The organism is Luteimonas sp. MC1750 (genome assembly GCF_016615955.1).
GTDB lineage: Bacteria > Pseudomonadota > Gammaproteobacteria > Xanthomonadales > Xanthomonadaceae > Luteimonas.
Genome location: NZ_CP067113.1, coordinates 355,191 through 379,178, shown reverse-complemented (window position 1 = coordinate 379,178; position 23,988 = coordinate 355,191). Strand labels below are relative to the sequence as shown.

Annotated in this window: 17 protein-coding genes, 1 pseudogene and 1 riboswitch; of the genes and pseudogenes, 10 read left to right on the top strand and 8 right to left on the bottom strand. The window is 73.3% G+C overall.

From position 1 onward, the window contains the following. Positions 1–24: 24 nt before the first annotated feature. Entirely contained in the window at positions 25–1,320 is a 1,296-nt protein-coding gene (locus JGR68_RS01810) for a HAMP domain-containing sensor histidine kinase (RefSeq protein WP_199360130.1), read from the bottom strand. Continuing rightward, positions 1,310–2,002: a response regulator transcription factor gene (locus JGR68_RS01805; protein ID WP_199360129.1), complete on the bottom strand. Its 693-nt coding sequence runs from the start codon at positions 2,000–2,002 to the stop codon at positions 1,310–1,312. Before JGR68_RS01805 ends, JGR68_RS01810 begins: the two co-directional genes overlap by 11 nt. Before the next feature lie 118 nt (positions 2,003–2,120). On the opposite strand from JGR68_RS01805, the gene JGR68_RS01800 reads away from it, so the two are divergent. The 4 genes and pseudogenes from JGR68_RS01800 to JGR68_RS01785 all read left to right on the top strand — a co-directional run. Continuing rightward, positions 2,121–3,836 (top strand): glycosyltransferase family 39 protein, encoded by a 1,716-nt coding sequence (locus tag JGR68_RS01800; RefSeq protein WP_199360128.1) that lies wholly within the window; start codon positions 2,121–2,123, stop codon positions 3,834–3,836. A 133-nt stretch (positions 3,837–3,969) separates the two neighbouring features. Further along, positions 3,970–5,631 (top strand): phosphoethanolamine--lipid A transferase, encoded by a 1,662-nt coding sequence (locus JGR68_RS01795; RefSeq protein WP_199360127.1) that lies wholly within the window; start codon positions 3,970–3,972, stop codon positions 5,629–5,631. 2 nt (positions 5,632–5,633) lie between these two features. Further along, on the top strand, positions 5,634–6,407 hold the full coding sequence (locus tag JGR68_RS01790; RefSeq protein WP_199360126.1) for a glycosyltransferase: 774 nt from the start codon (positions 5,634–5,636) through the stop codon (positions 6,405–6,407). Next, a pseudogene (locus JGR68_RS01785) lies at positions 6,404–6,694 on the top strand (lipid-A-disaccharide synthase N-terminal domain-containing protein); the annotation flags it as partial. The gene JGR68_RS01790 and the pseudogene JGR68_RS01785, both read left to right, overlap by 4 nt. 20 nt (positions 6,695–6,714) lie before the next feature. On the opposite strand, the gene dinB reads toward JGR68_RS01785, so the two are convergent. After that, complete coding sequence (gene dinB, locus JGR68_RS01780; protein ID WP_199360124.1) at positions 6,715–7,782, bottom strand: DNA polymerase IV; 1,068 nt, start codon at positions 7,780–7,782, stop codon at positions 6,715–6,717. Positions 7,783–7,876: 94 nt separating this feature from the next. Continuing rightward, the gene (locus JGR68_RS01775) at positions 7,877–10,582 is read right to left on the bottom strand and encodes a bifunctional acetate--CoA ligase family protein/GNAT family N-acetyltransferase (RefSeq protein ID WP_199360123.1); all 2,706 of its coding nucleotides are present in this window, start codon (positions 10,580–10,582) and stop codon (positions 7,877–7,879) included. 100 nt (positions 10,583–10,682) lie between these two features. Here JGR68_RS01775 and iadA point away from each other — a divergent pair, with 100 nt between their 5' ends. The 6 genes from iadA to JGR68_RS01745 all read left to right on the top strand — a co-directional run bounded on the left by iadA (position 10,683) and on the right by JGR68_RS01745 (position 19,326). Then, positions 10,683–11,852 carry a beta-aspartyl-peptidase gene (iadA, locus tag JGR68_RS01770; RefSeq protein ID WP_200672711.1) on the top strand — a complete coding sequence of 390 codons (1,170 nt, stop codon included), beginning with the start codon at positions 10,683–10,685 and terminating at the stop codon, positions 11,850–11,852. Positions 11,853–11,867: 15 nt separating this feature from the next. Next, positions 11,868–12,707, top strand: coding sequence for a cyanophycinase (locus tag JGR68_RS01765; protein ID WP_199360121.1), 840 nt, complete (start codon positions 11,868–11,870; stop codon positions 12,705–12,707). An 18-nt stretch (positions 12,708–12,725) separates the two neighbouring features. Further along, positions 12,726–15,512 (top strand): cyanophycin synthetase, encoded by a 2,787-nt coding sequence (cphA, locus tag JGR68_RS01760; RefSeq protein ID WP_199360120.1) that lies wholly within the window; start codon positions 12,726–12,728, stop codon positions 15,510–15,512. A gap of 14 nt (positions 15,513–15,526) precedes the next feature. Further along, the gene (locus JGR68_RS01755) at positions 15,527–17,323 is read left to right on the top strand and encodes a Mur ligase family protein (RefSeq protein ID WP_199360119.1); all 1,797 of its coding nucleotides are present in this window, start codon (positions 15,527–15,529) and stop codon (positions 17,321–17,323) included. A 150-nt stretch (positions 17,324–17,473) separates the two neighbouring features. Next, positions 17,474–17,899, top strand: coding sequence for a DUF2231 domain-containing protein (locus tag JGR68_RS01750; RefSeq protein WP_199360118.1), 426 nt, complete (start codon positions 17,474–17,476; stop codon positions 17,897–17,899). Continuing rightward, the gene (locus JGR68_RS01745; protein ID WP_199360117.1) at positions 17,896–19,326 is read left to right on the top strand and encodes a sorbosone dehydrogenase family protein; all 1,431 of its coding nucleotides are present in this window, start codon (positions 17,896–17,898) and stop codon (positions 19,324–19,326) included. Before JGR68_RS01750 ends, JGR68_RS01745 begins: the two co-directional genes overlap by 4 nt. On the opposite strand, the gene JGR68_RS01740 is transcribed toward JGR68_RS01745, so the two are convergent. The 4 genes from JGR68_RS01740 to JGR68_RS01725 are packed head-to-tail and all read right to left on the bottom strand — an operon-like array spanning position 19,323 to position 23,420. Next, complete coding sequence (locus JGR68_RS01740) at positions 19,323–19,793, bottom strand: DUF2894 domain-containing protein (RefSeq protein WP_199360116.1); 471 nt, start codon at positions 19,791–19,793, stop codon at positions 19,323–19,325. The genes JGR68_RS01745 and JGR68_RS01740 overlap by 4 nt on opposite strands. Before the next feature lie 2 nt (positions 19,794–19,795). After that, entirely contained in the window at positions 19,796–20,482 is a 687-nt protein-coding gene (locus tag JGR68_RS01735) for an OmpA family protein (RefSeq protein WP_199360115.1), read from the bottom strand. Continuing rightward, on the bottom strand, positions 20,479–22,638 hold the full coding sequence (locus tag JGR68_RS01730; protein ID WP_199360114.1) for a DUF802 domain-containing protein: 2,160 nt from the start codon (positions 22,636–22,638) through the stop codon (positions 20,479–20,481). Before JGR68_RS01730 ends, JGR68_RS01735 begins: the two co-directional genes overlap by 4 nt. Beyond that, on the bottom strand, positions 22,635–23,420 hold the full coding sequence (locus JGR68_RS01725) for a DUF3348 family protein (RefSeq protein WP_199360853.1): 786 nt from the start codon (positions 23,418–23,420) through the stop codon (positions 22,635–22,637). Before JGR68_RS01725 ends, JGR68_RS01730 begins: the two co-directional genes overlap by 4 nt. Before the next feature lie 126 nt (positions 23,421–23,546). Next, positions 23,547–23,781: riboswitch (cobalamin riboswitch) on the top strand. The last annotated feature ends 207 nt before the right edge of the window (positions 23,782–23,988 follow it).

The following is a 23,988-nucleotide window of genomic DNA, read 5'->3' as shown; positions in this document are numbered from 1 at the left end:
TGTCGCCCCGACGGCGTGCGCGGGCTACGCGCCGGCGCCGGTGCGCGCCGACGACAGGTCCAGTCGGGTCGTCGTGCCCTGTCCCGGGCGCGATGAGATCGCAAGCGTCCAGCCGAGGTGCTCGCACAGCCGCGAGATCAGGTCCAGGCCGATCCCGCCGCGCTCGCGCCCGCCGCCGCCGCGCGCCATCCGCGCGTAGATCGCACTGATCTCCTCCGGCGTCATGCCGTGGCCGGGGTCCTCGATGACCACCGCGCCGGCCTCGACGCGGATGTCGATCCGCCCGCTGTCGCTGTTCTCGATGGCGTTGCGCAGCAGGTTGCCGATCGCGGCCTGCACCACCGGCAGCGGCGCGAGGATCTCGCAGGGCAGCAGCGCCTCGAGCGCCACCACCAGGCCCTTGTCGCGCGCCATCGGCAGGTGGTCGTCGATGATCTCCGGCAGGAGCTGCGCCAGGTCGATGCGGTCGCTGGCCTGGGCGAGCCGCCCGGGGTCCTTGGCCAGCACCAGCAGCAGGGCGATCAGGCGCTCGATCTCGCGGCCGGTGCGGCTGATGCGCGCGATCTGCTGGCGCGCGCCCTCGGGCACGCCGGGCTGCGCGCCGGCCAGCTCGGCCGCGCCGCCGATCACCGCGATCGGCGTACGCAGCTCGTGGCTCATGCTGTCGATGAAGACGCGCTCGCGCTGCACGTACAGCTCGTTGCGCGCGATGTAGTCGTTGAGCGCGTCGGCGATCACCGCCAGCTCGGCGCTGGCGTCGGGCGGCAGTTCGATGCGCTCGCCGCTGCGGTCGGGGCGCAGCCCGGCGATCGCCTGCGCGAACAGGCGCATCGGCCGCATCAGCCGGTCCACGCCCCAGCCGATCGCCAGGCCCAGCAGCACCACCATCACCAGCATCGCGCCCAGCACGCTGGCGGCGACATAGGCCTCGTGGCGCTCGAAGTCGCCGATGTCCAGCGCCAGCGCCCAGGGCTGGCCGTCGATCTCGCGGATCAGCACGGCCCACTCTTTGCCGTCGAACACCACCTCGTCGTGGAGGCCCGGCGCCATGCCTTCGAGCGCTGCCGGAAGCGGGCTGCCGGGTTCGTCGCCAAAGAGCAGCATGGTTTCCGTGTCGGCCCAGCGCTCGCCGGCCGACAGCGCCTGCCGGCCTTCGATGTGGTTGAACTCGGCTTCCAGCAGCGAGGTCCAGACCAGCTGCTCGGCGCGTTCGTTGATGATCCAGCCGTAGGCGTAGACCGCGATGGACACCAGCACCGCATAGGCCACCAGGCCCTGCACCATCCGCCGCCGCAGGCTCTTCCCGCCCCTAGCCGCCATCCTCGCCTCCCAGCGGTTCGCCCAGGCGGTAGCCGATCCGCGGCAGGGTGTGCAGCAGCTTCACCGGCCAGGGGCCGTCGATGCTGCGCCGGAGCTCGTAGACATGCGAGCGCAGCATGTCGCCGTCGGGCGGATCATCGCCCCACAGCGCCTGCTCCAGCCGATCGCGGGTGACCGCCGCCGGGCTGGCGCGCATCAGCACTTCCAGCAGCTTCCTGCAGGCCGGATAGAGGTGCAGGGTGCGGCCGGCGCGGGTGACGTCGAGCGTGGTCAGGTCGTAGCGCAGGTCGGCCACCTCGAGCACGCGGCCGCGCTGGCGGCCCTGCGCACGCGCGAGCAGCGCCTCGAGGCGGACCTCGAGCTCGGGCAGCTGGAAGGGCTTGGTCAGGTAGTCGTCGGCGCCGGCGCGGAAACCGGCGATCTTGTCCGGCAGCTCGTCGCGCGCGGTCAGCATCAGCACCGGCACGTCGTGGCCGGCCTCGCGCAGGCGCCGCAGCACCTCGCGCCCGTCCAGGCGCGGCAGCATCCAGTCGAGCACTACCGCGTCGTAGGCCTGGGTGGAGGCCAGGTGGTAGCCGGTCGGACCGTCGGGCGCGGCGTCGAGCAGGTGGCCGCGCGCCTCGAAATAATCGAAGAGGTTGGCGACCAGGCTCTGGTTGTCTTCCACGACCAGCAGGCGCATGCGGGGCTCCGGTGAGCGCGCCAGCCTGCGCCCGGAGACGTCGGAGCAGTGTCGGAACGCGGTCGGAACGCGGCGGCTCCGACGATTCTCCCACGCGGCGACGGCCACGATCGTGGCCATGCCGATCGCGCCCGCCGTCCCGTCCCCTTCCCCGCCTTCCTCCCGGTTCCGCCGGCTGCTGCTGCCGGCGCTGCTGGTCCTGCTGGCGCTGGCCGCGGGCATCGGCCTGCGCGAGCCCTCGCCGCCGGATGAACCGCGCTTCGTGCTGGCCGCCAAGACGATGGTGGAGGGTGGCGACTGGCTCGTTCCACGCCGCGGGCGCGAGTTCTACGCCGAGAAGCCGCCGGTGTTCATGTGGATGCAGGCCGCCAGCTGGACCCTGCTGCGCGACTGGCGGGTCGCCTTCCTGCTGCCCTCGCTGCTGGCGGCGCTGGCGACGCTGTGGCTGGTGCAGGACGCGGCCTGGCGGCTGTGGGGCACGCGCCACGCGCCCTGGGCCGCGGGCGCGCTGTTCGCCTGCCTCCAGTTCGGCCTGCAGGCCAAGCGCGCGCAGATCGACATGGTGCTGGTGGCGCTGACCACGCTCTCGCTGTGGGCGCTGCTGCGCTACCTGCTCGAATCACGCGAGCGCCGCTGGCTGGCGCTCGGCATGTTCGCCGCCGGGCTGGGCACGGTCACCAAGGGGGTCGGCTTCCTGCCGGTGCTGGTGCTGCTGCCCTGGCTGTGGGCGCGCCGCCAGCGGCCCGGGCCTTCGGGCGGCCACGCCGCGGCCGAGGCCGCGCTGGCGCTCGCCGCCTTCATCGCCGGCAGCGCAGTGTGGCTGGCACCGCTGGGCATCGCACTCCTGCGCCAGTCCGATCCCGCCCTGCAGGCCTATGCCCGGGAGCTGCTGTTCCGGCAGACCGGCACGCGCTACGTCAACGCCTGGCACCACGTGCAGCCGGCCTGGTACTACGCGCAGACCATCATGACCCTGTGGCTGCCCGGCGCCCTGCTGCTGCCGTGGCTGCTGCCGGCGTGGTGGCGACGGCTGCGCCGCGGCGATCCGCGCCACATGCTGCTGCTCGGCTGGGTGGCGCTGGTGCTGCTGTTCTTCTCGCTCAGCCCGGGCAAGCGCGAGGTCTATGTCTTCCCCGCGCTGCCCGCCGTGTGCCTGGCCGCGGCGCCGCTGCTTCCGGCGCTGTTCCGCCGCGCCGGCGTGCAGTGGCTGATGACCGGCTGGCTGCTGCTGTGCGGGGCGGTGCTGCTGGGCGCGGCGGCGAGCGGCCTGTCCGCAGCGGCCTGGGCCACCCACCTGGGCGAGCGCCGCGGAATCGCAGCGGCGGACATGCGCACGCTGCTGTGGGCGCTGGGCGCGCTGGGCACCGCGGCCTGGGGACTGGCCGCCGCACTGCGCGGCCGGCGCGTCGCGTTCGCGCTCGTGGTGTTCGTCGCCCTGCTGTGGACGAGCTACGGACTGGCGCTGGCGCCGGCGCTGGACGACTCGAGTTCCGGCCGCGCGCTGATGCGCGAGGTCTCCGCGGAGATTGGCGCGCAGGGCGAACTCGGGGCGATCGCCTGGCGCGAGCAGCACATGCTGCAGGCCGGGCGGCCGATGCACGAGTTCGGCTTCCGCCGGCCCTGGCACCTGCAGTGGCGCGACGCCGCCGCGTGGGTGGCCCAGGCGCCGGACCGGCGCTGGCTGTGGCTGCCGGAACGCGCGCTCGGCCCCTGCGTCGACCGCGGCCAGGCGCGGATGCTCGGCCATGCCAGCCGCGAGGACTGGTGGCTGGTGCCCGGCACGGCGATCCAGCCGCGCTGCAGCGTGCCTGCGTTCGCGCGCGACGACGGTTAACGAAGCACGAACTTCGCTCCAACGGCTCTCCGACACCGGCGCCGGGATCATCCCGCTGCCTCCCCGCGAAGACTGCAATGCACCCCGCACCCCCCACCCTGCCGTGTACCGGCGAGCCCGCGGAGCGCGCGCCATGGGCGTAATCGCCCTGCCGCTGCGCCAGCCGTCCACCCTGGCTGGCCGGCTCACCGCATGGCGGCCGGCGATGACGGTCGACGCCCTCGCGCTCTGGGCGAGCCTGTATTTCGCGATCGCCTGCAACCTGCCGTTCTGGCGCGCCGTGGCCGCGACCGGAGCGCTCCCGGGCCTCGCCGGCCTGATGGCCACGACCAGCCTGTTCGTGCTGGTGGTCGCGCTGCAGGCCTTCCTGCTGTGCCTGCTGCTGCACGGCCGCCTGGCCAGGCCGGTGCTGGCGGCGCTGCTCGTGCTGGCCGCGGTGTGCGCCCATTTCTCCAGCGCCTACGGGGTCTATTTCGACACCGACATGGTGCGCAACGTCCTGCACACCGACGTCCGCGAAGCCGGCGAGCTGCTGGCCTGGAGCACGGTGCCGACGCTTGCCGTGCTCGCCGGCCTGCCGCTGCTGGTGCTGTCGCGCATCCGGCTCATCCGGCGGCGGCCGGCGCGCGCGGCGCTCGCGCGCCTGGGCTGGATGCTCGCGCTGGCACTGGTCGCCGCCGGCAGCGCGCTGGCGGGCTTCCAGGACCTGTCGGCGCTGATGCGCAACCATCGCGAGCTGCGCCACCTGATCGTGCCCGGCAACGTCGTCGTGGCCAGCGCCACCCTGCTGCGCGACCAGGCGCGGACGCCGCCGCCGCGCAGGCCGCTGGGTCGTGATGCCGTGCTGGCCGCCCGGCCCGATGGCGCGCGGCCGCGCCTGCTGGTGCTGGTGGTGGGCGAAACGCTGCGCGCGCAGAACTGGGGCCTCAACGGCTACGCGCGCCAGACCACGCCGCGGCTCGCCGATTCGGCCGCCGTCAACTTCCCCGATGTCACCGCCTGCGGCACCAGCACCGAGGTCTCCCTGCCCTGCATGTTCTCGCCCGATGGCCGCGCCGGCTACGACAAGGCGCGCCTGGCCAACTCGGAATCGCTGCTGCACGTGCTCGAGCACGCCGGCGTGCACACCCTGTGGCGCGACAACCAGTCCGGCTGCAAGGGCGTCTGCACCGGCCTCGCCTTCGAATCGACCCGCACGCGCGCGCCCGGCGGCTGCGGCGCCGATGAATGCCACGACGCGGTGCTGCTCGACGGCCTGGACGCGGCCATCGACCGCTGGCCGGGCGACCAGGTGATCGTGCTGCACCAGCTCGGCAACCACGGCCCCGCCTACCACCGGCGCACGCCGGCGCGCCTGCTCCGCTACGCGCCCACCTGCGACACCGACGACCTCGGCCACTGCAGCCGCGAGCAGGTGGTGAACAGCTACGACAACGCGGTGCTGGCCACCGACGACCTGCTGGCCGACGTGATCACCCTGCTGGCCCGCCGCGACGAGCGCGACACCGCCCTGCTCTACCTGTCCGACCACGGCGAATCCCTGGGCGAGAACGGCCTGTACCTGCACGGCCTGCCCTGGGCGATCGCCCCGGACACGCAGAAGAAGGTACCGATGCTGGCCTGGCTGTCGCCGGGCATGGCCGCGGCGCGGCAGACCAGCCTGGCCTGCCTGCGCGGGACCGCCGCCACGCCCGCGAGCCACGACGACCTCTTCCACCCGGTGCTCGGCCTGTTCGACGTACGCACCGCGATCTACGACCGCGACCACGATGTCTTCCCGGGATGCAGCCCATGACCATGAACCTTCCCCACCCGCGACGCCCGCTGGCGCCGGCCCTCAGCGTGGTCGTGCCAGCCTGCAACGAAGCCGGCAGCCTGCCCGGCCTGCTCGACGAGATCGATGCCGCCCTGCGCGACGTCGCCAGCTACGAGGTCATCTGCGTCGACGATGCCTCCGACGACGACACCGCCTCCGTGCTGGCGGCCTGCGCCGCCGCCAGTCCGCAGCTGCGCGTCCTCCGTCACCGGTCCCGCAGCGGCCAGAGCGCGGCGCTGCGCAACGGCGTCAAGGCCGCGCGCGCCGACTGGATCGCCACCCTCGATGGCGACGGCCAGAACGATCCCGCCGACCTGCCGCGGCTGCTCCTTGCACGCGAAGGCGCCGGCGCCGACGTGCGGCTGTTCGCGGGCTGGCGCGTGAAGCGCGAGGATTCCGCCAGCAAGCGCTGGGCCTCGCGCATCGCCAACGGCATCCGCGCACGGCTGCTCGGCGACGCCACCCCCGACACCGGCTGCGGCATCAAGCTGTTCGAGCGCGAGGCCTTCCTCGACCTGCCCGCGTTCGACCACATGCACCGCTTCCTTCCGGCGCTGATGCAGCGCGCGGGCTGGCGCACGCTGAGCGTGCCGGTCAACCACCGGCCGCGCCTGCACGGCCAGAGCAAGTACGACAACCTCGGCCGCGCGCTGGTCGGGATCAGCGACCTGCGCGGCGTGCTGTGGCTGCTGCGGCGCCGGACCTGCGCCGTCGCCGAAGAGCGCATCGCGCGCGATGTTGAGGTGCTGCCATGAACGAGACCATCGCCGCCCTGGATTGGACCGGCATCGCGGTCACGCCGTGGAAGCTGATCGGCCTGTTCGGCGCGCTGCTGTTCGGCGCGCGCTGGCTGGTGCAATTCGGCGCCTCTCGGCGCGCCGGGCGCGCGGTGGTGCCGCGCAGCTTCTGGGTCATCAGCCTGTGCGGCAGCGCGATGACGCTGGCGTACTTCCTCTTCTCCGACAAGCAGGACGCGGTAGGCGTGCTGCAGAACCTGCTGCCGGCACTGACCGCGGCGTACAGCCTGAGGCTGGAGCTGCGCACCGCGCGGCCGGCGGCGCCTCAGGCGGAGTCGAACAGCGGCGGCTGGACCGGCGCCTCTTCCGGATCGCGGAAGCCGGCAAGCCCGACGCCCGCCAACCGGTAGCGCGTCTGCGCCGGCAGCTGCACGCGCTCCTGCAGGGCCAGCGCGATCGCGGTGAACTCTTCCAGCGAGGCCGGCGGCAGGTCCGGCGTGTGGCTGCGGGTCAGGATGCGGAAGTCGGAGGTCTTGAGCTTCAGGACCACCGTGCGTCCCACCCGCGGGGTGCGCCGCGTGGCGTCCCAGGCCTTGCCCGCGAGCCGGCGCAGCGCGTCCTCGAACGCATACAGCGGCAGGTCCTGCTCGAAGGTGTCCTCGCTGGAGATCGACTGCACCGGCTGGTCGGGCTCGACCGGGCGCTCGTCGATGCCGCGCGCGCGCCGGTACAGCCCGGCGCCGAAGCTGCCGAAGCGCGCCTGCAGCTCCTCCAGCGCGAAGCCGCGCAGGTCGCCCACGGTGGCCACGCCGATGTCGGCCAGCTTCTTCGCCATCACCTTGCCCACGCCGGGGATCTTCGAGACCGGCAGCGGCGTGAGGAAGGCCTCGACCTGCGCGGGCTTGACCACGAACTGGCCGTCGGGCTTGTTCCAGTCGGAGGCGATCTTGGCCAGGAACTTGTTCGGCGCGATGCCGGCCGAGGCGGTCAGCGACGTCGCCTCGCGGATCTCGGCGCGGATCCTGCGCGCCGACTCCGTGGCGCTCGGCGAGGCGATCTTCGGCACGGTCACGTCGAGGTAGGCCTCGTCCAGCGACAGCGGCTGCACCAGGTCGGTGTGCGCCAGGAAGATCTCCCGGACCTGCTTCGACGCGGCCTTGTAGCGGACGAAATCCGGGGGCACGAAGACCGCGTCGGGGCACAGGCGCTCGGCGCGCACCGCCGGCATCGCCGATCGCACGCCGAACACCCGCGCCTCGTACGACGCCGCGCACACCACCGAGCGCGCGCCGCGCCAGGCCACGACCACAGGGCGGCCGCGCAGCGACGGATCGTCGCGCTGCTCCACCGACGCGTAGAAGGCGTCCATGTCGATATGGAGGATCTTGCGCATCCGCGCATTATCCCCCCGCCGTTTCCTGTAGGAGCGGCTACAGCCGCGATAGCCGCAATGCCCGCGATGCCGCCAATCGCGGCTGTAGCCGCTCCTACAGGGGGTGGGGCGGGGCGACCGGGAGGGTGACCAGCATCAGCGTGGCGTCGTCCGGGTCGGGGACCACCTTAAAGCCGAGCCGCCGGCACATGGCGAGCATGGTGCTGTTCTCGCGCAGCACCTGGCCTTCGATCATCTCCAGCCCCATCCAGCGCGCGACCCCGATCATCTCCTGCATCAACTTCCAGCCCAGGCCCGCGCCCTTCAGGTCGGAGCGCACCATGATCCCGTACTCGCCGCGGCGGAAGTCGGAGTCGGCCAGCAGGCGCACGGCGCCCAGCATGTCGCCCGACTCGACGTCGATCGCCACCAGAGCCATCGAGCGCGCGTAGTCCAGCTGCACGAGCCGGGCGATGAAGTCGTGGCTGAAGTCGCGCACCGCGCGGAAGAAGCGCAGGCGCAGGTCGTCGGCGCTGACGTGCTCGAAGAAGCGGCGGAACATCGCGTCGTCCTCCGGGCGCACCGGGCGCACGAAGGCCGCGCGGCCATTGGACAGCTGGAGCGTGCGCTCGAGCTCGGTCGGATACGGAAACACCGCGAAGCGCGGGTGGCCGCGGCCGCGGTGCAGGCGCCTGGACGGCGCCAGCGCGATCCGCGCGTCCAGCGCCACCGCGCCGCCGGCGTCGACCAGCAGCGGGTTGATGTCGACTTCGCGCACTTCGGGAATGTCGGCCGCCAGCTGCGCCAGCTTCACCAGCACCAGGGCCAGCGCGCGCTCGTCGGCCGCCGGCACGTCGCGGTAGGCGCGCAGGATGCGCGACACCCGCGTGCGCCCGATCAGCTCGTGCGCCAGGCGCAGGTCGAGCGGCGGCAGCGCCAGGGCCTTGTCGTCGATCAGCTCCACCGCGGTGCCGCCGCGGCCGAACACCACCACCGGACCGAACACCGGATCGTCCGCGATCCCGGCGATCACCTCGCGCGCCTTCGCCCGCAGCACCATCGGGTGCACGCTGACGCCGTCGATGCGCGCGCCGGGCCGCAGCGCCCGCGCGCGGGCGATGATTTCCGCGGCCGCTTCGTGCACGGCGGCGGCGCTGTTGAGGTGCAGGCGCACGCCATCGACGTCGGACTTGTGCGCGATGTCCGGCGACAGCACCTTGACCGCCACCGTGCCACCGCCCGCGAGCAGCGGCTGCGCGGCGGCCACGGCAGCCTCCGGGCTCGCGGCCAGCACGGGCGTGGCGATGTCGATGCCGTAGGCGGCCAGTAGGCGCGCCGTGGCTTCGGGGTCCAGCCATTCGCGCCCCTCGGCCAGCGCGCGGGCGACCAGCGCCTGCGCGGCGTCGCGATCCACCGCGAAATCCTCCGGCAGGCTCGGCGGCGTTTCCATCAGCGCGGCCTGCGCCTCGCGGTGGCGCACCAGGTACATGAAGCCGCGCACGGCCTCGGCCTCGCTGGCATAGGTCGGCACGCCGGCGCCGCCGAGGAGCTCCGAGGCGCCACGGTCGTCGCCCAGCCACAGCGCCAGCACCGGCTTCTTCGCCGCGCCGCGTGGGCGGGCGGCCAGCACGCGCACCGTGGCCTCGGCGGTCTCGAGCGGATCCGACAGCACCGTGGGCACGTTGACCGCGAGCACGGCATCGTTGCCGGGATCGTCGAGCAGGGCCGCCAGGCCCGCGGCGTAGCGCTCGCCATCGGCGTCGCCCAGCAGGTCGACCGGGTTGCTGCGCGACCAGCCGCGGGCCAGTTCGCCGTCCAGCCGTGCCACGGTCGCATCGGCCAGCTTCGCCGGCATCCCACCGAGGTCCTGCAGCCGGTCGAGCGCAAGCAGGCCGGTTCCCGCGCCGTTGGTCAGCACCGCCAGGCGCTTGCCCGGCACGCTGCCGAGGTGCGACAGCGTCTCGGCCGCGGCGAACAGCTCGTCGAGTGCGTGCACGCGCAGCAGACCGGCGCGGCGGAAGGCGGCGTCATAGACCGCGTCGGGCGTGGCCAGGGTGGCGGCGTGGGTCGCCAGCGGGCCCTCGCGCCGCGCGTGGCGCCCCGGGCGCACCACCACCACCGGCTTGCCGCGCGCCGCCGCGCGTGCCGCCGACAGGAACTTGCGCGCGTCGCGCACGCGTTCGAGGTAGAGCAGGATCGCGCGGGTGTGGCGGTCGGTGGCGAACCAGTCGAGCAGGTCGCCGAAATCGACGTCGACGGCATCGCCCAGCGAGACCACGGCGGAAAAGCCCAGCCCGCGCGCGCTGGCCCACTCGATCATCGCCGCCCCGATCGCACCCGACTGCGACACCAGCGCAAGGTCGCCTGCGGGAGGCCGGTGCGCGGCGAAACTCGCGAACAGCTTCGAATGCGGCGCGATCACGCCCAGGCAGTTCGGCCCGACCACGCGCAGCCCGCGCTCGCGCGCGATCGCCTGCAGCGCCTCGTTGTGCGAGCCGGGGCCCTCGCCCATGTCGCGGGTCAGCACGATCAGCGCGCGCGCGCCGGCGTCGGCGGCGCGCAGGGCCACCCGTGCCACCGTGGCCGGCGGCGTGGCCACCAGCACCAGCTCGGGTGCGAAGCCGAGCGCGTCCAGGCGCGGCGCGGTCGCCACGCCTTCGAGCTCCGGATAGCGCTTGTTGACCACGCCGATGCGGCCGTGGAAACCGCCGTCGATGACCTGCCGCAGCACCAGGCGACCCAGCGAACGTTCGCGCGGACTGCCGCCCACCAGCGCCACCGAGGCCGGCGCGAACACGGATCCGAGCGCGTAGGTACCCATGGATGGACGACCGGCCTCGAGGGGGACCCGACGATACCACCGCCTCCGGTGCAGCTCGCTTGACGCAGGACGCGGCGCTGTCCAACCTTCCGCGATGACGATGATGCTGGTCCGCAACGCGGACGTGTACGCCCCCGCGCCGCTTGGCCGGCACGACCTCCTGGTGGGGGGCGGCAAGGTGCTGTGGATGGGCGCGGACGCGGCGGCGCTGCCCCCGGGCTTCGCTGCGACCGTCGTCGACCTCGCAGGCGCGCGCCTGGTGCCCGGTTTCATCGATGGCCACGTGCACGTGACCGGCGGCGGCGGCGAGGCCGGTTTCGCCAGCCGCGTGCCGGCGCCGATGCTGTCGCGCTACACCCGCGGCGGCGTGACCACGGTGGTCGGCCTGCTCGGCACCGACGACGTCGCCCGCGGCACGCGCGAGCTGGTCGCCGCCATCAACGGCTTGCGCGAGGAAGGCCTGTCGGCCTGGGGCCATGCCGGCGGCTACCACCTGCCGCCGGCGACGATCACCGGCAGCCTGCGCGCGGACCTCGCCTTCATCGACTGCCTCATCGGCGTGGGCGAGCTGGCGATCAGCGACCACCGCTCCAGCCAGCCGACGCTCGACGAACTGCTGCGCATCGCCTCCGAGACCCACGTGGCCGGGCTGATGACCGGCAAGGCCGGCATCGTCCACCTGCACCTGGGCGATGGCGCCCGTGGACTGGAGCTGGTGCGCCGCGCGCTCGACCAGAGCGAGCTGCCGCCGCGCGTGTTCAACCCGACCCATGTCAACCGGCGGCGTGCGTTGTTCGACGAAGCGATCGAGCTCGCACGGCGCGGCTGCTGCATCGACATCACGGCCTTCCCGGTGGCCGACGGCGAGGACGCCTGGAGCGCGGCCGACGCGCTGGTCCGCTATCTCGACAGCGGCGCGCCGCGCGGGCGGGTGACCGTCAGCTCCGACGCCGGCGGCTGCCTGCCCTGCTTCGACGAGCAGGGCCGCGTCTGCAGCATGGACGTCGGCCACTCGGGCGCGCTCATCGAGACCCTGCGCGAACTGCTCGCGCGCGGCGTCGCGCTCGAGGACGCGCTGCCGGCATTCACCTGCAATGTCGCCGACCTGCTGCGCCTGCCCGGCAAGGGCCGGATCGCGGTCGGCGCCGACGCCGACCTGGTGGCCCTGGACGCCGACGGCGCGATCAGCGACGTCTTCGCGATGGGCCTCCCGCACCTGCGCCAGGGGGCCGTCGTGCGCCGTGGTACGTTCGAAACGCAAGACACCTGAACAGCGGAGCCATTGATGCCAAGCAAACCCGTCAACGGGGAGCAACGCGGCTGGATCATCCCGATCGGCGGTGCCGAGGACAAGGACACCAACCCGCGCATCCTGTCGCGCTTCGTCGAACTCAGCGGCGGCGATGACGCCGACATCGTGGTGATCCCGACCGCCAGCCGACTCAAGGACAGCGGGCTCAACTACGAGGCGCTGTTCCGCGAGATGGGCGTGGCCGAGGTCGAGGTGATGGATTTCGACACCCGCCGCGACGCGCAGGAACCAAACCGCGTGCGGCGCCTGGCCGAAGCCAGCGGCATCTTCTTCACCGGCGGCAACCAGCTGCGGCTGTCGACGATCCTCGGCGGCACCGATATCGCGCGCACGGTGCGTTCGGCCAACGCCCGCGGCGTCACCGTGGCCGGCACCAGCGCCGGCGCCGGGATCCTCAGCGAGCACATGATCGCGTTCGGCAAGGAGGGCTCGTCGCCCAGGGCCAGCAGCGTGCGCCTCGCGCCCGGGCTGGGGCTGACCAACCGCTTCATCATCGACCAGCATTTCCGCCAGCGCGACCGCCTCGGCCGCCTGACCGCCGCGCTGGCCTACAACCCGTTCGCGATCGGCATCGGCCTGGACGAGGACACCGCGGCCTTCATCTCGCCCGACGACACGCTGGAGGTCGAAGGCAGCGGCGCGGTGACCGTGGTCGATGCCCACGACCTGCAGTTCTCCTCGATGGCCCACGCCGACGAGGACGAGCCGGTGTGCATGCTCGGCCTGGGCGTGCACATCCTCATCGCCGGGGCCACCTTCAACCTGCACACGCGGCGCGCGTCCGCCGGACGACTCGCCACCCGAAAGACCTGACCCAGGGACACAACCTGCATGCGCATCCTCGAACGCTCCGTCTATGTTGGCCCGTCCCTGCATGCGCACTTCCCGGTGATCCGGCTGCTGCTCGACCTGGGCGAGCTGGAACAGTGGCCCACCGCGCGCCTGGGTCGCGGCTTCATCGACGGCCTGGTCGCGGCGCTGCCCGGACTGGCCGAGCACGGCTGCTCCTATCGCGAACCCGGCGGCTTCGTGCGCCGCATGCGCGAGGACGAGGGCACGTGGCTGGGGCACGTGCTCGAGCACGTGGCGATCGAACTGCAGAACATCGCCGGCGAGGACGTCACCTTCGGCAAGACCCGCAGCGTGGACGACCGGCCCGGCGTCTACACCGTGGTCTACGAATACACCCAGCGCGAGGAAGGCATCGCGGCCGGTGAGCTGGCGATGCGCCTGGTCGCGTCGCTGCTGCCGGAGTCGCTGCGTCCCGCCGGCAGCGTGCCCGACGACTGGGCCTGGGAGGAGGCGCGCGACGGTTTCATCCGCTATGCGCAGCGCCGCGCGCTCGGGCCGTCCACCGCCTCGCTGGTGCGCGCGGCCGAGGAACGCGGGATTCCGTGGCTCAGGCTCAACGAGCGCTCGCTGGTGCAGTTCGGCCACGGCCGCTACCAGCAGCGCATCCAGGCCACGGTCACCGGGCGCACGCCGCACATCGCGGTGGAGCTGGCCAGCGACAAGGAAGAGACCAACAAGATCCTCGGCTCGCTCGGCCTGCCGGTGCCGCGGCAGGTGCTGGTGACCAGCCAGACCGACGCGCTGAAGGCCGCGCGCCGGCTGGGCGGCCCGGTGGTGCTCAAGCCGTACAACGGCAACCACGGCCGTGGCATCACCATCGACATCACCGGCGACGACGAGATCCGCGCCGCCTTCGTCGCCGCGCAGGAGCATTCGCGCTCGGTGATCGTCGAGACCTTCCAGCCCGGCGACGACCACCGCCTGCTGGTGGTCGACGGCCAGCTGGTCGCGGCCACGCGGCGCACGCCCGGGCACGTGGTCGGCGATGGCCGCAGCACCGTCGCCGCGCTGCTCGACGAGGTCAACCGCGACCCGCGCCGCGGCGTCGGCCACGAGAAGGTGCTGACCCGCATCGAACTCGACCGCGAGGCGGCGCTGATGATGGCGCGCGTCGGCTACGACGAGGATTCAGTACCGAAGGACGGCGAAGTCGTCTACCTGCGCTCGACCGCCAACCTGTCGACCGGCGGCACCGCGACCGACGTCACCGACAGCATCCATCCCGACAACCGCGAGATGGCGGTGCGCGCGGTGCGCGCGATCGGCCTGGACGTGGGCGGGGTGGACTTCATCACCCCGGACATCTCGGAAAGCCATCGCCGCATCGGCGGCGCGATCTGCGAGGTCAACGCCGCGCCCGGCTTCCGCATGCACGTGGCGCCCAGCGAGGGCACCGCGCGCGATGCCGCCGGCCCGGTGATCGACATGCTGTTCCCGCCGGGCTCGCCCGCGCGCGTGCCGATCGCCGCGGTGACCGGCACCAACGGCAAGACCACCACCGCGCGCATGCTGGCGCACATCGCCAAGATGGCCGGCCACACGCCGGGCCTGACCACCACCGACGGCGTCTACATCGACGGCCAGCGCACGGTCGAGGGCGACATGACCGGGCCGGTGTCCGCGCGCATGGTGCTGCGCGATCCGACCATCGACCTGGCGGTGCTCGAGACCGCGCGCGGCGGCCTGCTGCGCGCGGGCATGGGCGTGACCGAGGTCGACGTAGGCGCGGTGATCAACGTCCAGTCCGACCACCTGGGGCTCAAGGGCATCGACACCCTGGAACAGCTGGCCGAGATCAAGCGCATCGTGGTCGAGGTGGCCACCGGGTGCGCCGTGCTCAACGCCGATGATCCCAACGTGCTGCGGATGTCGGGCTATACCAAGGCGCGCACCATCTGCTACGTGACCATGAATCCGGGCCACCCGCTGGTACGCGAGCACGTGCGCGCCGGCGGCCGCGCCTGCGCGCTGGAAGAAGGCGTCAACGGGCACATGATCACGCTCTACGACAAGGGCAGCCACATCCCGCTGATGTGGACCCACCTGGTGCCTGCGACGCTGGAGGGCCGGGCGCTGCACAACGTGCAGAACGCGATGTTCGCCGCATCGATGGCCTTCGCGATGGGCATCCGGCTCGATGACATCCGCCACGGCCTGCGCACCTTCGACACCACCTTCTTCCAGGCCCCGGGCCGGATGAACGTGTTCAACGAGCACCCGTTCAAGGTGCTGTTCGACTATGCGCACAACGCGCACGCGGTCGGGGTGATGGCCGACCTCGCGCAGCGGCTGGACGTGGAAGGCCGGCGCATCGTGGTGGTGGCCGGCCCCGGCGACCGCCGCGACGAGGACATCGTGGCGATCGCCAATGCCGTCGCTGGCCGCTTCGACCACTACATCTGCCGGCGCGACGACGGGCTGCGAGGCCGCGACGGCGACGAGGTGCCCAACATCATCGCCCGAGCGCTGCGCGAAGCCGGGGTCGCCGACGACGCGATCTCGGTCATCCCCGACGAACAGGCGGCGATCGACGCCGGCCTGCGCATGGGCGCGCCCGGCGACCTGCTGCTGGTCTTCGCCGATGCGCTGGCGCGCTCCTGGAAGCAGATCACCAAGTTCCGGCCGGAGGGCACCGCCGAGGCATCGCCCAGGGCGGTGCTGCCGCCGCCGCTGCCCGGCGCCGACGCCGTGCCGGCGTTCGAGTTCGAAGGCCTGGTGCGCGAGGAGCGCGGCCTGGTGTTCGCGCCGGACGAGGACAGCGACTGACTCCGGCCGCGACCATGAGCACCCCGCCGCCGTTCGACGACTCGCGCCGCCTGACCGGGCCCAACCTCTATTTCGCCGGCACCGGCGCGGTGCTGGAGACCGGCATCGGCGCACCGGTCGCGCCCGCGCTGCTCGACGCCTGGCGCCACGCCATCGCCCGCGCACGCGCCGCGCTGGACTGGCCGGAAGGGCCGACCCTCGCGCGTGAACATGCCACCGGCGCGAGCCTGGCCTTCACCGCGCCCGCCGATGCGCTGTATGCCGCCACCGAGGTCAACGAGTGGGCCTGGCTGTCCGCGCTGGCCGACGCCGGCCTCGAGACCGGCGAGCCCGCGCTGCAGCCGGGCCACGCGCCCGTCGGCGACGGGGAGGCGGCCCTGCGCATCCTGCGCGCGGTCGCGGCCGCGGAGCAGCTGCCGCGCCTGGCCGCGCTGCACGAAGCGGCGATGGTGCACGCGCTGCCGCTGCTGCTCGACGACGAACAGCTGTCGATCGGCATGGGCAGCGGCAGCAGGACCTGGGACAACACCAGCCTGCCAGCGCCCGACGAGGTGCCGTGGGAGGCGCTCCACGCCATCCCGGTGGCGCTGGTCACCGGATCCAACGGCAAGACCACCAGCGTCCGCCTGCTGACCGCGATCGCGATGGCCCACGGCTGGCACACCGCCAACAGCTGCACCGACGGCCTGTACCTCGACGGTGGCCTGATCGAGGAAGGCGACTACTCCGGTCCGGGCGGCGCGCGCGCGCTGCTGCGCCACCGGCAGGCGCAGGCAGCGATCCTCGAGACCGCGCGCGGCGGCATGCTGCGCCGCGGCCTGGGCGTCGAGCGCGCCGACGTCGCCTTGGTCACCAACGTCAGCCCCGATCATTTCGGCGAGTACGGCATCCACGACCTCGACGGCCTGGCCCAGGTCAAGCTGACCGTGGCGCGTGCGATCGCCGCCGATGGCACGGTGGTGCTCAACGCCGACAACGCCCTGCTGCGGCGGCACGCGGACTCGGTCCCGGCCCAGCTCGCCTGGTTCTCCTGCGACGACGACCATCCGCTGCTGCGCCAGGCCCGCGCCGACGGACGCGGCAGCTGCGGCGTGCGCGAGGGCCGGCTGCTGCTGTTCGACGGGACCCGTTCGCACGACCTCGGTGCCCTGTCCGACATGCCGCTGACCCTCGGCGGGCTGGCCGCCCACAACGTGCAGAACTGCGCCGGCGCCGCGCTGGCCGCCAGTCGCCTGGGCATCGGCGCGGAGACCATCGCCACCGTGCTCGGCCGCTTCGGCCGCGCGCACGGCGACAACCCCGGGCGCCTGCAGCGCTGGACCCTGGGCGGCGGCATCCAGGCCTGGGTCGACTACGCGCACAATCCCGACGGGCTGCAGCACCTGCTGGAGCTGGTGCGGCGCGCCCACGTCGGGCCCGGCCGCCTGCACCTGCTGCTGGGACAGGCCGGCAACCGTAGCGACGCCGCCATCGCCGAGCTGGCCGCCACCGCGGCGGCCTTCGCCCCGGAGCGCATCGTGCTCAAGGACATGGACGGGGCCTACATGCGCGGGCGCGCCAGCGGCGCGGTCCCCGGCGTGCTGCGCGCGGCCCTGCTCGCCAGCGGCATACCCGCCCACGCCATCGCCGAGTGCCTGGACGAGGTCGCCGCGGCGCGCATGATCCTGGCCGATGCGCGCGCGGGCGACAGCCTGGTCCTGCCGGTGCACGGCAGCGCCAGCCGCGCGCGGGTGGTGGCGCTGCTCGACGACCTGCAGGGCCGGGACTGGGCGCCGGGCCAGCCGCTGCCCGCGGATCCGCCGGGGGCGTAAGCCGCGGCGCGGTCCGGAGCGTCGGGAACGCAGCGTCCCGGGCCCTGCACGCGGCCGTGAAGGTCGCGTGGCTTACGATGGCCGCACCCGGTTTGCATCCGCAACCCGCCCCCCATCCGACGCCCTGCGGCGTCCTTCCGGAGGACCGACATGGTCTCGACCGTCCCGCGCCGGTATGCACCGGCTTTCCATCCCGTCCATGCGCTGCTCCTCGGCGGTGCACTCACCCTGTTCCTCGGCGGCCTGCTCAGCGACATCGGCTACTTCCGCACCTACGAGATCCAGTGGAACAACTTCGCGTCCTGGCTGATCGCCGGCGGCCTGGTGGTCGCGGGCGCGGCCCTGGTCTGCGCGCTGATCGGCCTCGCGCCCTCGCGCCGGACCCGCGGCTCGCTGATCCACTTCGTGCTGCTGCTGGCGACCTGGATCGTCGGCTTCTTCAACGCGCTGATGCACGCGCGCGACGCCTGGGCCAGCATGCCCGGCGGCCTCGTGCTGTCGGTGATCACCGTGGTCCTTGCCATCGTCGCGACCTGGTTCGCGGCCAGTGCCCCGCGTATCGGAGGTGTTGCATGAAGCGCCTGAGCCTGCTTGCCATCGCCACGTCGGCCATGGTCCTTGCCGCCTGCAACCCCGATCCGGGCCCGATGCAGTACGGCACCGACGTCGACCTGCCCGAGCCCAAGCGCGGCCTGCTGCCGCAGATGGTGATCGCCGACCCGTCCGAGTGGGGCGATCAGCTGCCGGTGGTGCCCGAGGGCTTCGAGGTGCGCGCCATCGCCACCGGCCTGGGCATCCCGCGCCAGACCCTGGTGCTGCCCAACGGCGACATCCTGGTGGCGGAAGGCCGCGGCGGCAACGCGCCCAAGCTCAAGCCCAAGGACGTGATCGCCGGCCCGATCAAGGCCGCCGGCACCACCGGGGTGAAGAGCGGCAACCGCCTGACCCTGCTGCGCGACGCCGACGGCAACGGCGAGTACGAAGTGCAGACGGTGTTCGCCGAGAACCTCAACGCGCCCTACGGCATGGCCCTGGTCGGCAACGACCTGTACGTGGCCAACCAGGACGCGGTGGTGCGCTTCGACTACCAGCCGGGCATGACCCAGGCCAGCGCCGCCGAACCCGAGGTGCTGACCCTGCTGCCGTCGGACATCAACCACCACTGGACCAAGGCGATGGCGGCCAGCGCCGACGGCCGCTTCCTGTACGTCGGCATCGGCTCCAACAGCAACATCACCGAGCGCGGCATGACCGCCGAGCAGGACCGGGCGATGGTCTGGGAGATCGACGTCGCCACGGGCATGCACCGCCCCTACGCGACCGGCCTGCGCAACCCCACCGCGCTGGCGATCCAGCCGGGCAGCGGCCAGCTCTGGGCCGTGGTCAACGAGCGCGACGAGATCGGTCCCGACCTCGTGCCGGACTACCTCACGTCGGTACGCGACGGCGGCTTCTACGGCTGGCCCTGGGCCTACTGGGGCAACCACGTCGACACCCGCGTGAAGCCCGAGAACCCGGAAAAGGTCGCCGCCTCGATCACGCCCGACTACAGCCTGGGCGCGCACGTGGCCTCGCTGGGCGTCGACTTCTCCAGCCCGGTGATGGGCCCGGAATTCGCCGACGGCGCGTTTGTCGGCATGCACGGCAGCTGGAACCGCCCGGACCCGTCCGGCTATAAGGTGGTGTTCGTGCCGTTCCGCAACGGCCGTCCGGCCGGAGACCCGATCGACTTCGCCACCGGTTTCCGCGATGACGACGGCACCACCCGCGGCCGTCCGGTGGGCGTGACCGTGGATCCGCGCGGCGCGGTGATCATCGCCGACGACCTAGCCAACATCATCTGGCGCGTCTCGCGCGTGGGCGGTCCGGCGGTGGCGCCGGCGGGCGCGGTGGAGGGCTCCGCCGTTCCGGCCGATACCGCTGCGGATGCCGAAGCCGGTGCCAGTGCCGAAGGCGGCGATGCGCCTGTCGCCCCGGGCACCGTCCCGGGCGCGCAGCGCTAGCCGGCGTCCGGCCCGCCGGCCGGAGGGCGCACCGCCTTCCGTGCCGGCCGCGGCTTCGCCCGTTTCCGCGCCGGCCTCGTGCCGGCGCTTCCGTATGCGGCGTCCGCCGGCACAGCGGGCGCCTGTTGCAGCGCCTGCAGCGCGGCCAGTGCGTCGACATAGGCGGTGAAGTGGCGCAGGTAGTCCGGCGACTGCGCATGCATCAGGCGGAACATGCGCAGGACCAGCGCGCGCGAGTTCAGTGGTCCGGTATCCGCCGGTGCCGGCGCCAGTGAGCGGCGGATGTGCTCGCGGTTGCGCAGTGCGCCCGCCAGGGCGTGGACGCCGGTGAGGGCCGGCAGTTCCGGCCACTGCGCCGCGCGCGGCAATCCGGTGACGGCGGCATCGGCCTCGCGCGCCTGCCGCCAATCCGACAGTGCATCGAGCAGCCCGCCGATCGCCGACGGTGGTTTCGCTCCGTCGTCCATGGCTACGGTGCCCCGGTGGCCGGGGCCACACCTTCAGCTGCCGGCGCGGGTGCCGACACCCCGGCCTGCCGCGGTCGCGGCATCGGCGCCATCTCCACGCGCCTGTTGCGCGCGCGGCCTCCGGCATCGTCGTTGCTCGCCACCGGCTGCTCGGCGCCGAAGGCCGCGGCGAACACCGACGAGGCCGGCACGCCCTGCGCCACCAGCGCGCGGGTGACGGTGAGCGCGCGCTGCGCGGACAGCTCCAGGTTGTCGGCGAAGCGGCGGTTGCCGCCGTGCACCGGACGGTCGTCGGTGAAGCCGCTGACCATCAGGATCTCGTCGCGCGCGGCCAGGAAGCCGGCCAGCGGTCCGGCCAGCGTCTCCAGCAGCGCCTCCCCCTCCGGCTGCAGCCGGTCGGAGTTCAGCGCGAACAGCACGCTGCCGCTGATGCCGATGCGGCCGTCGACCAGGGTCACGCGGCCCGCGGCGAGCGGCCCGGCCAGGGCCTGCTCCAGCGCTTCGCGGCGCTGCTGCTCGGCCTCGCGCTGCGCGACCTCGTCCGCCAGCTTCGCTTCCAGGTGCAGCTGCGCGCCGATCACGCCGACCAGGATCAGCACGAACACGCCGAGCAGCACCGACATCAGGTCGCCGAACGCCGCCCACACCGGCGCGCCGCCGTCGTGATCAACCTCGAGTTCGTGACTCACGCCGTCGCGCCCGGCAGCTGGCGCAGCTCGCCGATGACCTGCTGCTGCGCGAGCACGCTCAGGTCGACCAGCTCGCGGGCCTGGGCGACGTAGTACGCGAGCTGTTCGTCGCCGCGGGTGCCGGCGGCCTCGAGCGCCGCGGCGATGGCGTCCAGCCGCTCCACGAGCTGAGCGTTGCGCTCGCCGAACTGCTCGACCGCGCCACCGAGTGCCTCGCCCAGGCGCGACACACCTTCGGCATTGGCGTCGACGCGGCGCACTGCGGCTTCGATGGCACCGGTGCCCGCGTCCACGCGGGCGTCGAAGCGCGCACCGGCCGTCTCCAGCAGGCCCGACGTGGTCGACACCAGGGCATCGATCGCGCCGCGCTGCTCGGTGGAGGCGTGGTTCACGGCTTCGAGCAGGGTCGCTAGCGTCTGCATCAGTTGCGTGCGCTCGGAGAGCATCGCCGTATCGCGGACCATGCTGTCGGAGAGCTTCTGGCGCAGCTCGGCCACCACCTCGGCGGCCGCGCGCGGCGCTTCGGAGGCGGCTTCGACCAGGGTGGAGATCTCGGCGATGGTGGCGGCGGCGTGCGCCTGCGACTGCGCGCCAATGTCGGCGGCGGCCCGGGCCAGCGCATCGGCTACCGAGGCCTGCTGCAGGGCGGCGGCTTCGGCGGCCTGCACCAACTGCTCGCGCTGTGCTTCGGCCATCGCTTCAAGCTCGGCGCGCCAGGCGGCGAAGCGTTCGGCGTCCTGCCCCGCGAGTGTGGACTGCTGCAGCGCGTGCGCGGATTCCAGCGCCGACTGCTGGCGCGCATGCGCGGATTGCAGCTCGGAGAGCAAGGTGGCGGCCTGGGCCGCGATGGCTTCGCCGGCGGCATCAAGTGCGGCGCGCTGACGCTCCGCCATGGCGTCGTGCTGCAGCTGCTGGGCGGCCAGTGCCTCGCGGTGATGTCGGGCCAACGCATCGTGCTGCGCCTGCTGCGCGGCCAGGGCCTCGCTCCATCCGGTGCCGATCTGCTGCGTGGCGGCTCCCAGGCGATTGGCGACGCTGTCCACCAGCTGGCTGCTGCGGGCGGCGAAGCGGTCGCCTGTGGCATCCAGCGTGCCGCGGAGGGTCTCGCCCAGGGCCTGCTGCGAGGCCGCCTGCGCGGCCAGCGCGCGCTCCCACAGCGCACTGGCCGCGGCGGCATTGGCCGCCAGTCCTTCGCCCACGGAAGCCAGCTGGCGCTCCACGGCGTCGGCCACGCGGCCGTTGAGCTGCACCGCCTCGCGGGCCACGGTCTCCATGGCGGTGGCGACCGCCGGCTGCACCGCCTCGGCCGCTGCGCGCGCGCTGGCGGCCGCGCCCTGTTCGAGCGCCTCCGACAGGCGCGCGGCGAGCCGCTCCCACGCCTGGCTCGACGCGCCGTGGAACGCGTCCTGCTGGGCCACCTGGCGCGCATGCGCCGCCTCGGACTGGCGTTCCAGCGCCAACATCATCGCGTCCATGCGCTCGACCAGGGTCGGCACCGCCTCGGCCTGCAGGGCCATCAGCCGCAGCGACTCATCGCGCTGGTGGGCACGCGTGTGCACGCGCAGGCCGTCGGCGGCAACCGCATCGAGCACGCGCACCGTGGCGGCGCGCTCGCGACGGACCAGCGCCGCAAGCAGGCCCAGTGCCGCCGAGGCGGCCACGCCCGCGATCGACGTGCCGAACGCGACGCCCAGGCCCTCCACCGGGGCCGCCAGCGCACCGCGCACCGCCTGCAGGTCGCTGGCCGACTGCAGGGCCAGGCCCGTGCCACGCAGCGTGACCAGCATGCCCAGCAGGGTCCCGAGCATGCCCAGCAGCACCAGCATGCCGACCAGGTAGGGCGCCAGCGCGGGCGCCGGCAGCGGCGCCTGCCCGCCTTCGATGCGCTGCCGCACCGCACTGCGCAGCGACGGGTCCAGGCGTTCGAGCCATGCGACGAAGGCCTCCGGCCCGGGCGGCGCCTCGAGCGCGGCAGCCAGGCCTGCGGTGGCGCGGCCGTAGCGGTGCAGCTCGACGCCGCCGGCGGCGTACAGCCCGGCGATCAGCACGGTCACCAGCAGCGCCAGCGTGTGGCTGCCGACGTAGCCGGCGCCGATCCAGGCCACCACCAGCAGGCCGAGGGCGAAGACGGCGGGTTTCAGCAAAGGTCTGTTCATGCGCTCGGACTTGAAGTGCGAAGCGCCGCCAGCAGGGCTTCGATGGGTTGGAAGCGGAGGTCGAGCTCCGCCAAGAGCACCTGGCGCGCCTCGGCACGGAAGTGGTCGCGCCAGGGCAGCGGCGCCTGGCCGCCGGCATCTGAATCGGCGGCGGCTGCGCGTGCATGCAGTTGTTCGAACCGCACCACCAGCGATGGCACCAGCGGCGCCAGCAGCGCGTGCTCGCGCGGCGCAAGCACGCCTTCCATCACCGCATCCGCCGCCGCCAGGCGCGCCGCGCCACCGCCGCGCTGCGCGAGACGCTCGCGCAGCTCGCCGCGCAAGCGGCCGGTGGTCGCCTGCAGGTCACGCTGCAGGCCCTGGCAATGCTGCCGGATCGCGACCGCGCCGGCGTCCGCGCTGCCGTCGCCACCCGCCCGCGGGTGCAGCGGTCGGGTCCAGTCGCGGCTGTCCTCGAGGATCGCAGCCTCCAGGGCGTCACGCGCTGCGCGGCTTTCGGCCTCGAGGCCGGCATCCGTCGCCTCAGCGCACGGCAGGCTGGCCGGCGGCGCCGCGGGTTGCGGACGTGGCAGCTCCCAGGTCGCCGCGGGGGCGTCGTCCGCGGCCGGATCGTCATCGAGCGCGCGCGACAGGGCGACCGCGCGCTGCCAGTCCAGCCAGTCGCCGAGCACGTCGGCTGGCGCCGTCTTCGGCGGGGCCGGGCACGCCTGGCCCGCCAGCCGGGCGCTCAGCCTGGCGAGGGCGGCGCCGGAGATGGGCGCGCGGGTCGGGTCGGGATGCATGCGGATGGCCAAAACGCCTATTTTAACCCCTTGGCCTGGGCAGGTCGCCGCGCGCGGGACCGGCGCAAGGGCGCGCCCGGCCAGCCGGCACATCGAACATATGGCGTTGACGCGTCGGCATCACCCCGATATGTTGTGCCCGTCGGTTCCGGCAGGCGCTACCTGCCGGATGAAAAGGGAAGCCGGTGACGCCGTTCCGAACAGGATCGGCCAGTCCGGCGCTGCCCCGCAGCGGTAACTGGGAACGACCCCGCCATACAGCACTGGAGCCGCCACGGCCCCGGGAAGCGGCGGGCAAGGTGGAGGCCACGCGCCTCCGTGCCCATGAGCCCGAAGACCTGCCGACAGCCGCGCGCAATGCACGCCGCGCGGTGCCGGCTGCGGAATCTCCGGGGGGAGATGGCTGGCGACGCATGCGCGCGGGCCTCCCAATGCCGGGAGGTCCGTCGCCGCCGCTGCGACGCCGCCTGTCCACCCTGACGACTCCACCCGCCCGAGGGGGCGAGGCCGCGACGACGCCACGGCGTCGGCGCGCGCCCGTGCCCTGGATCCGCCCTGCAGGGGACAG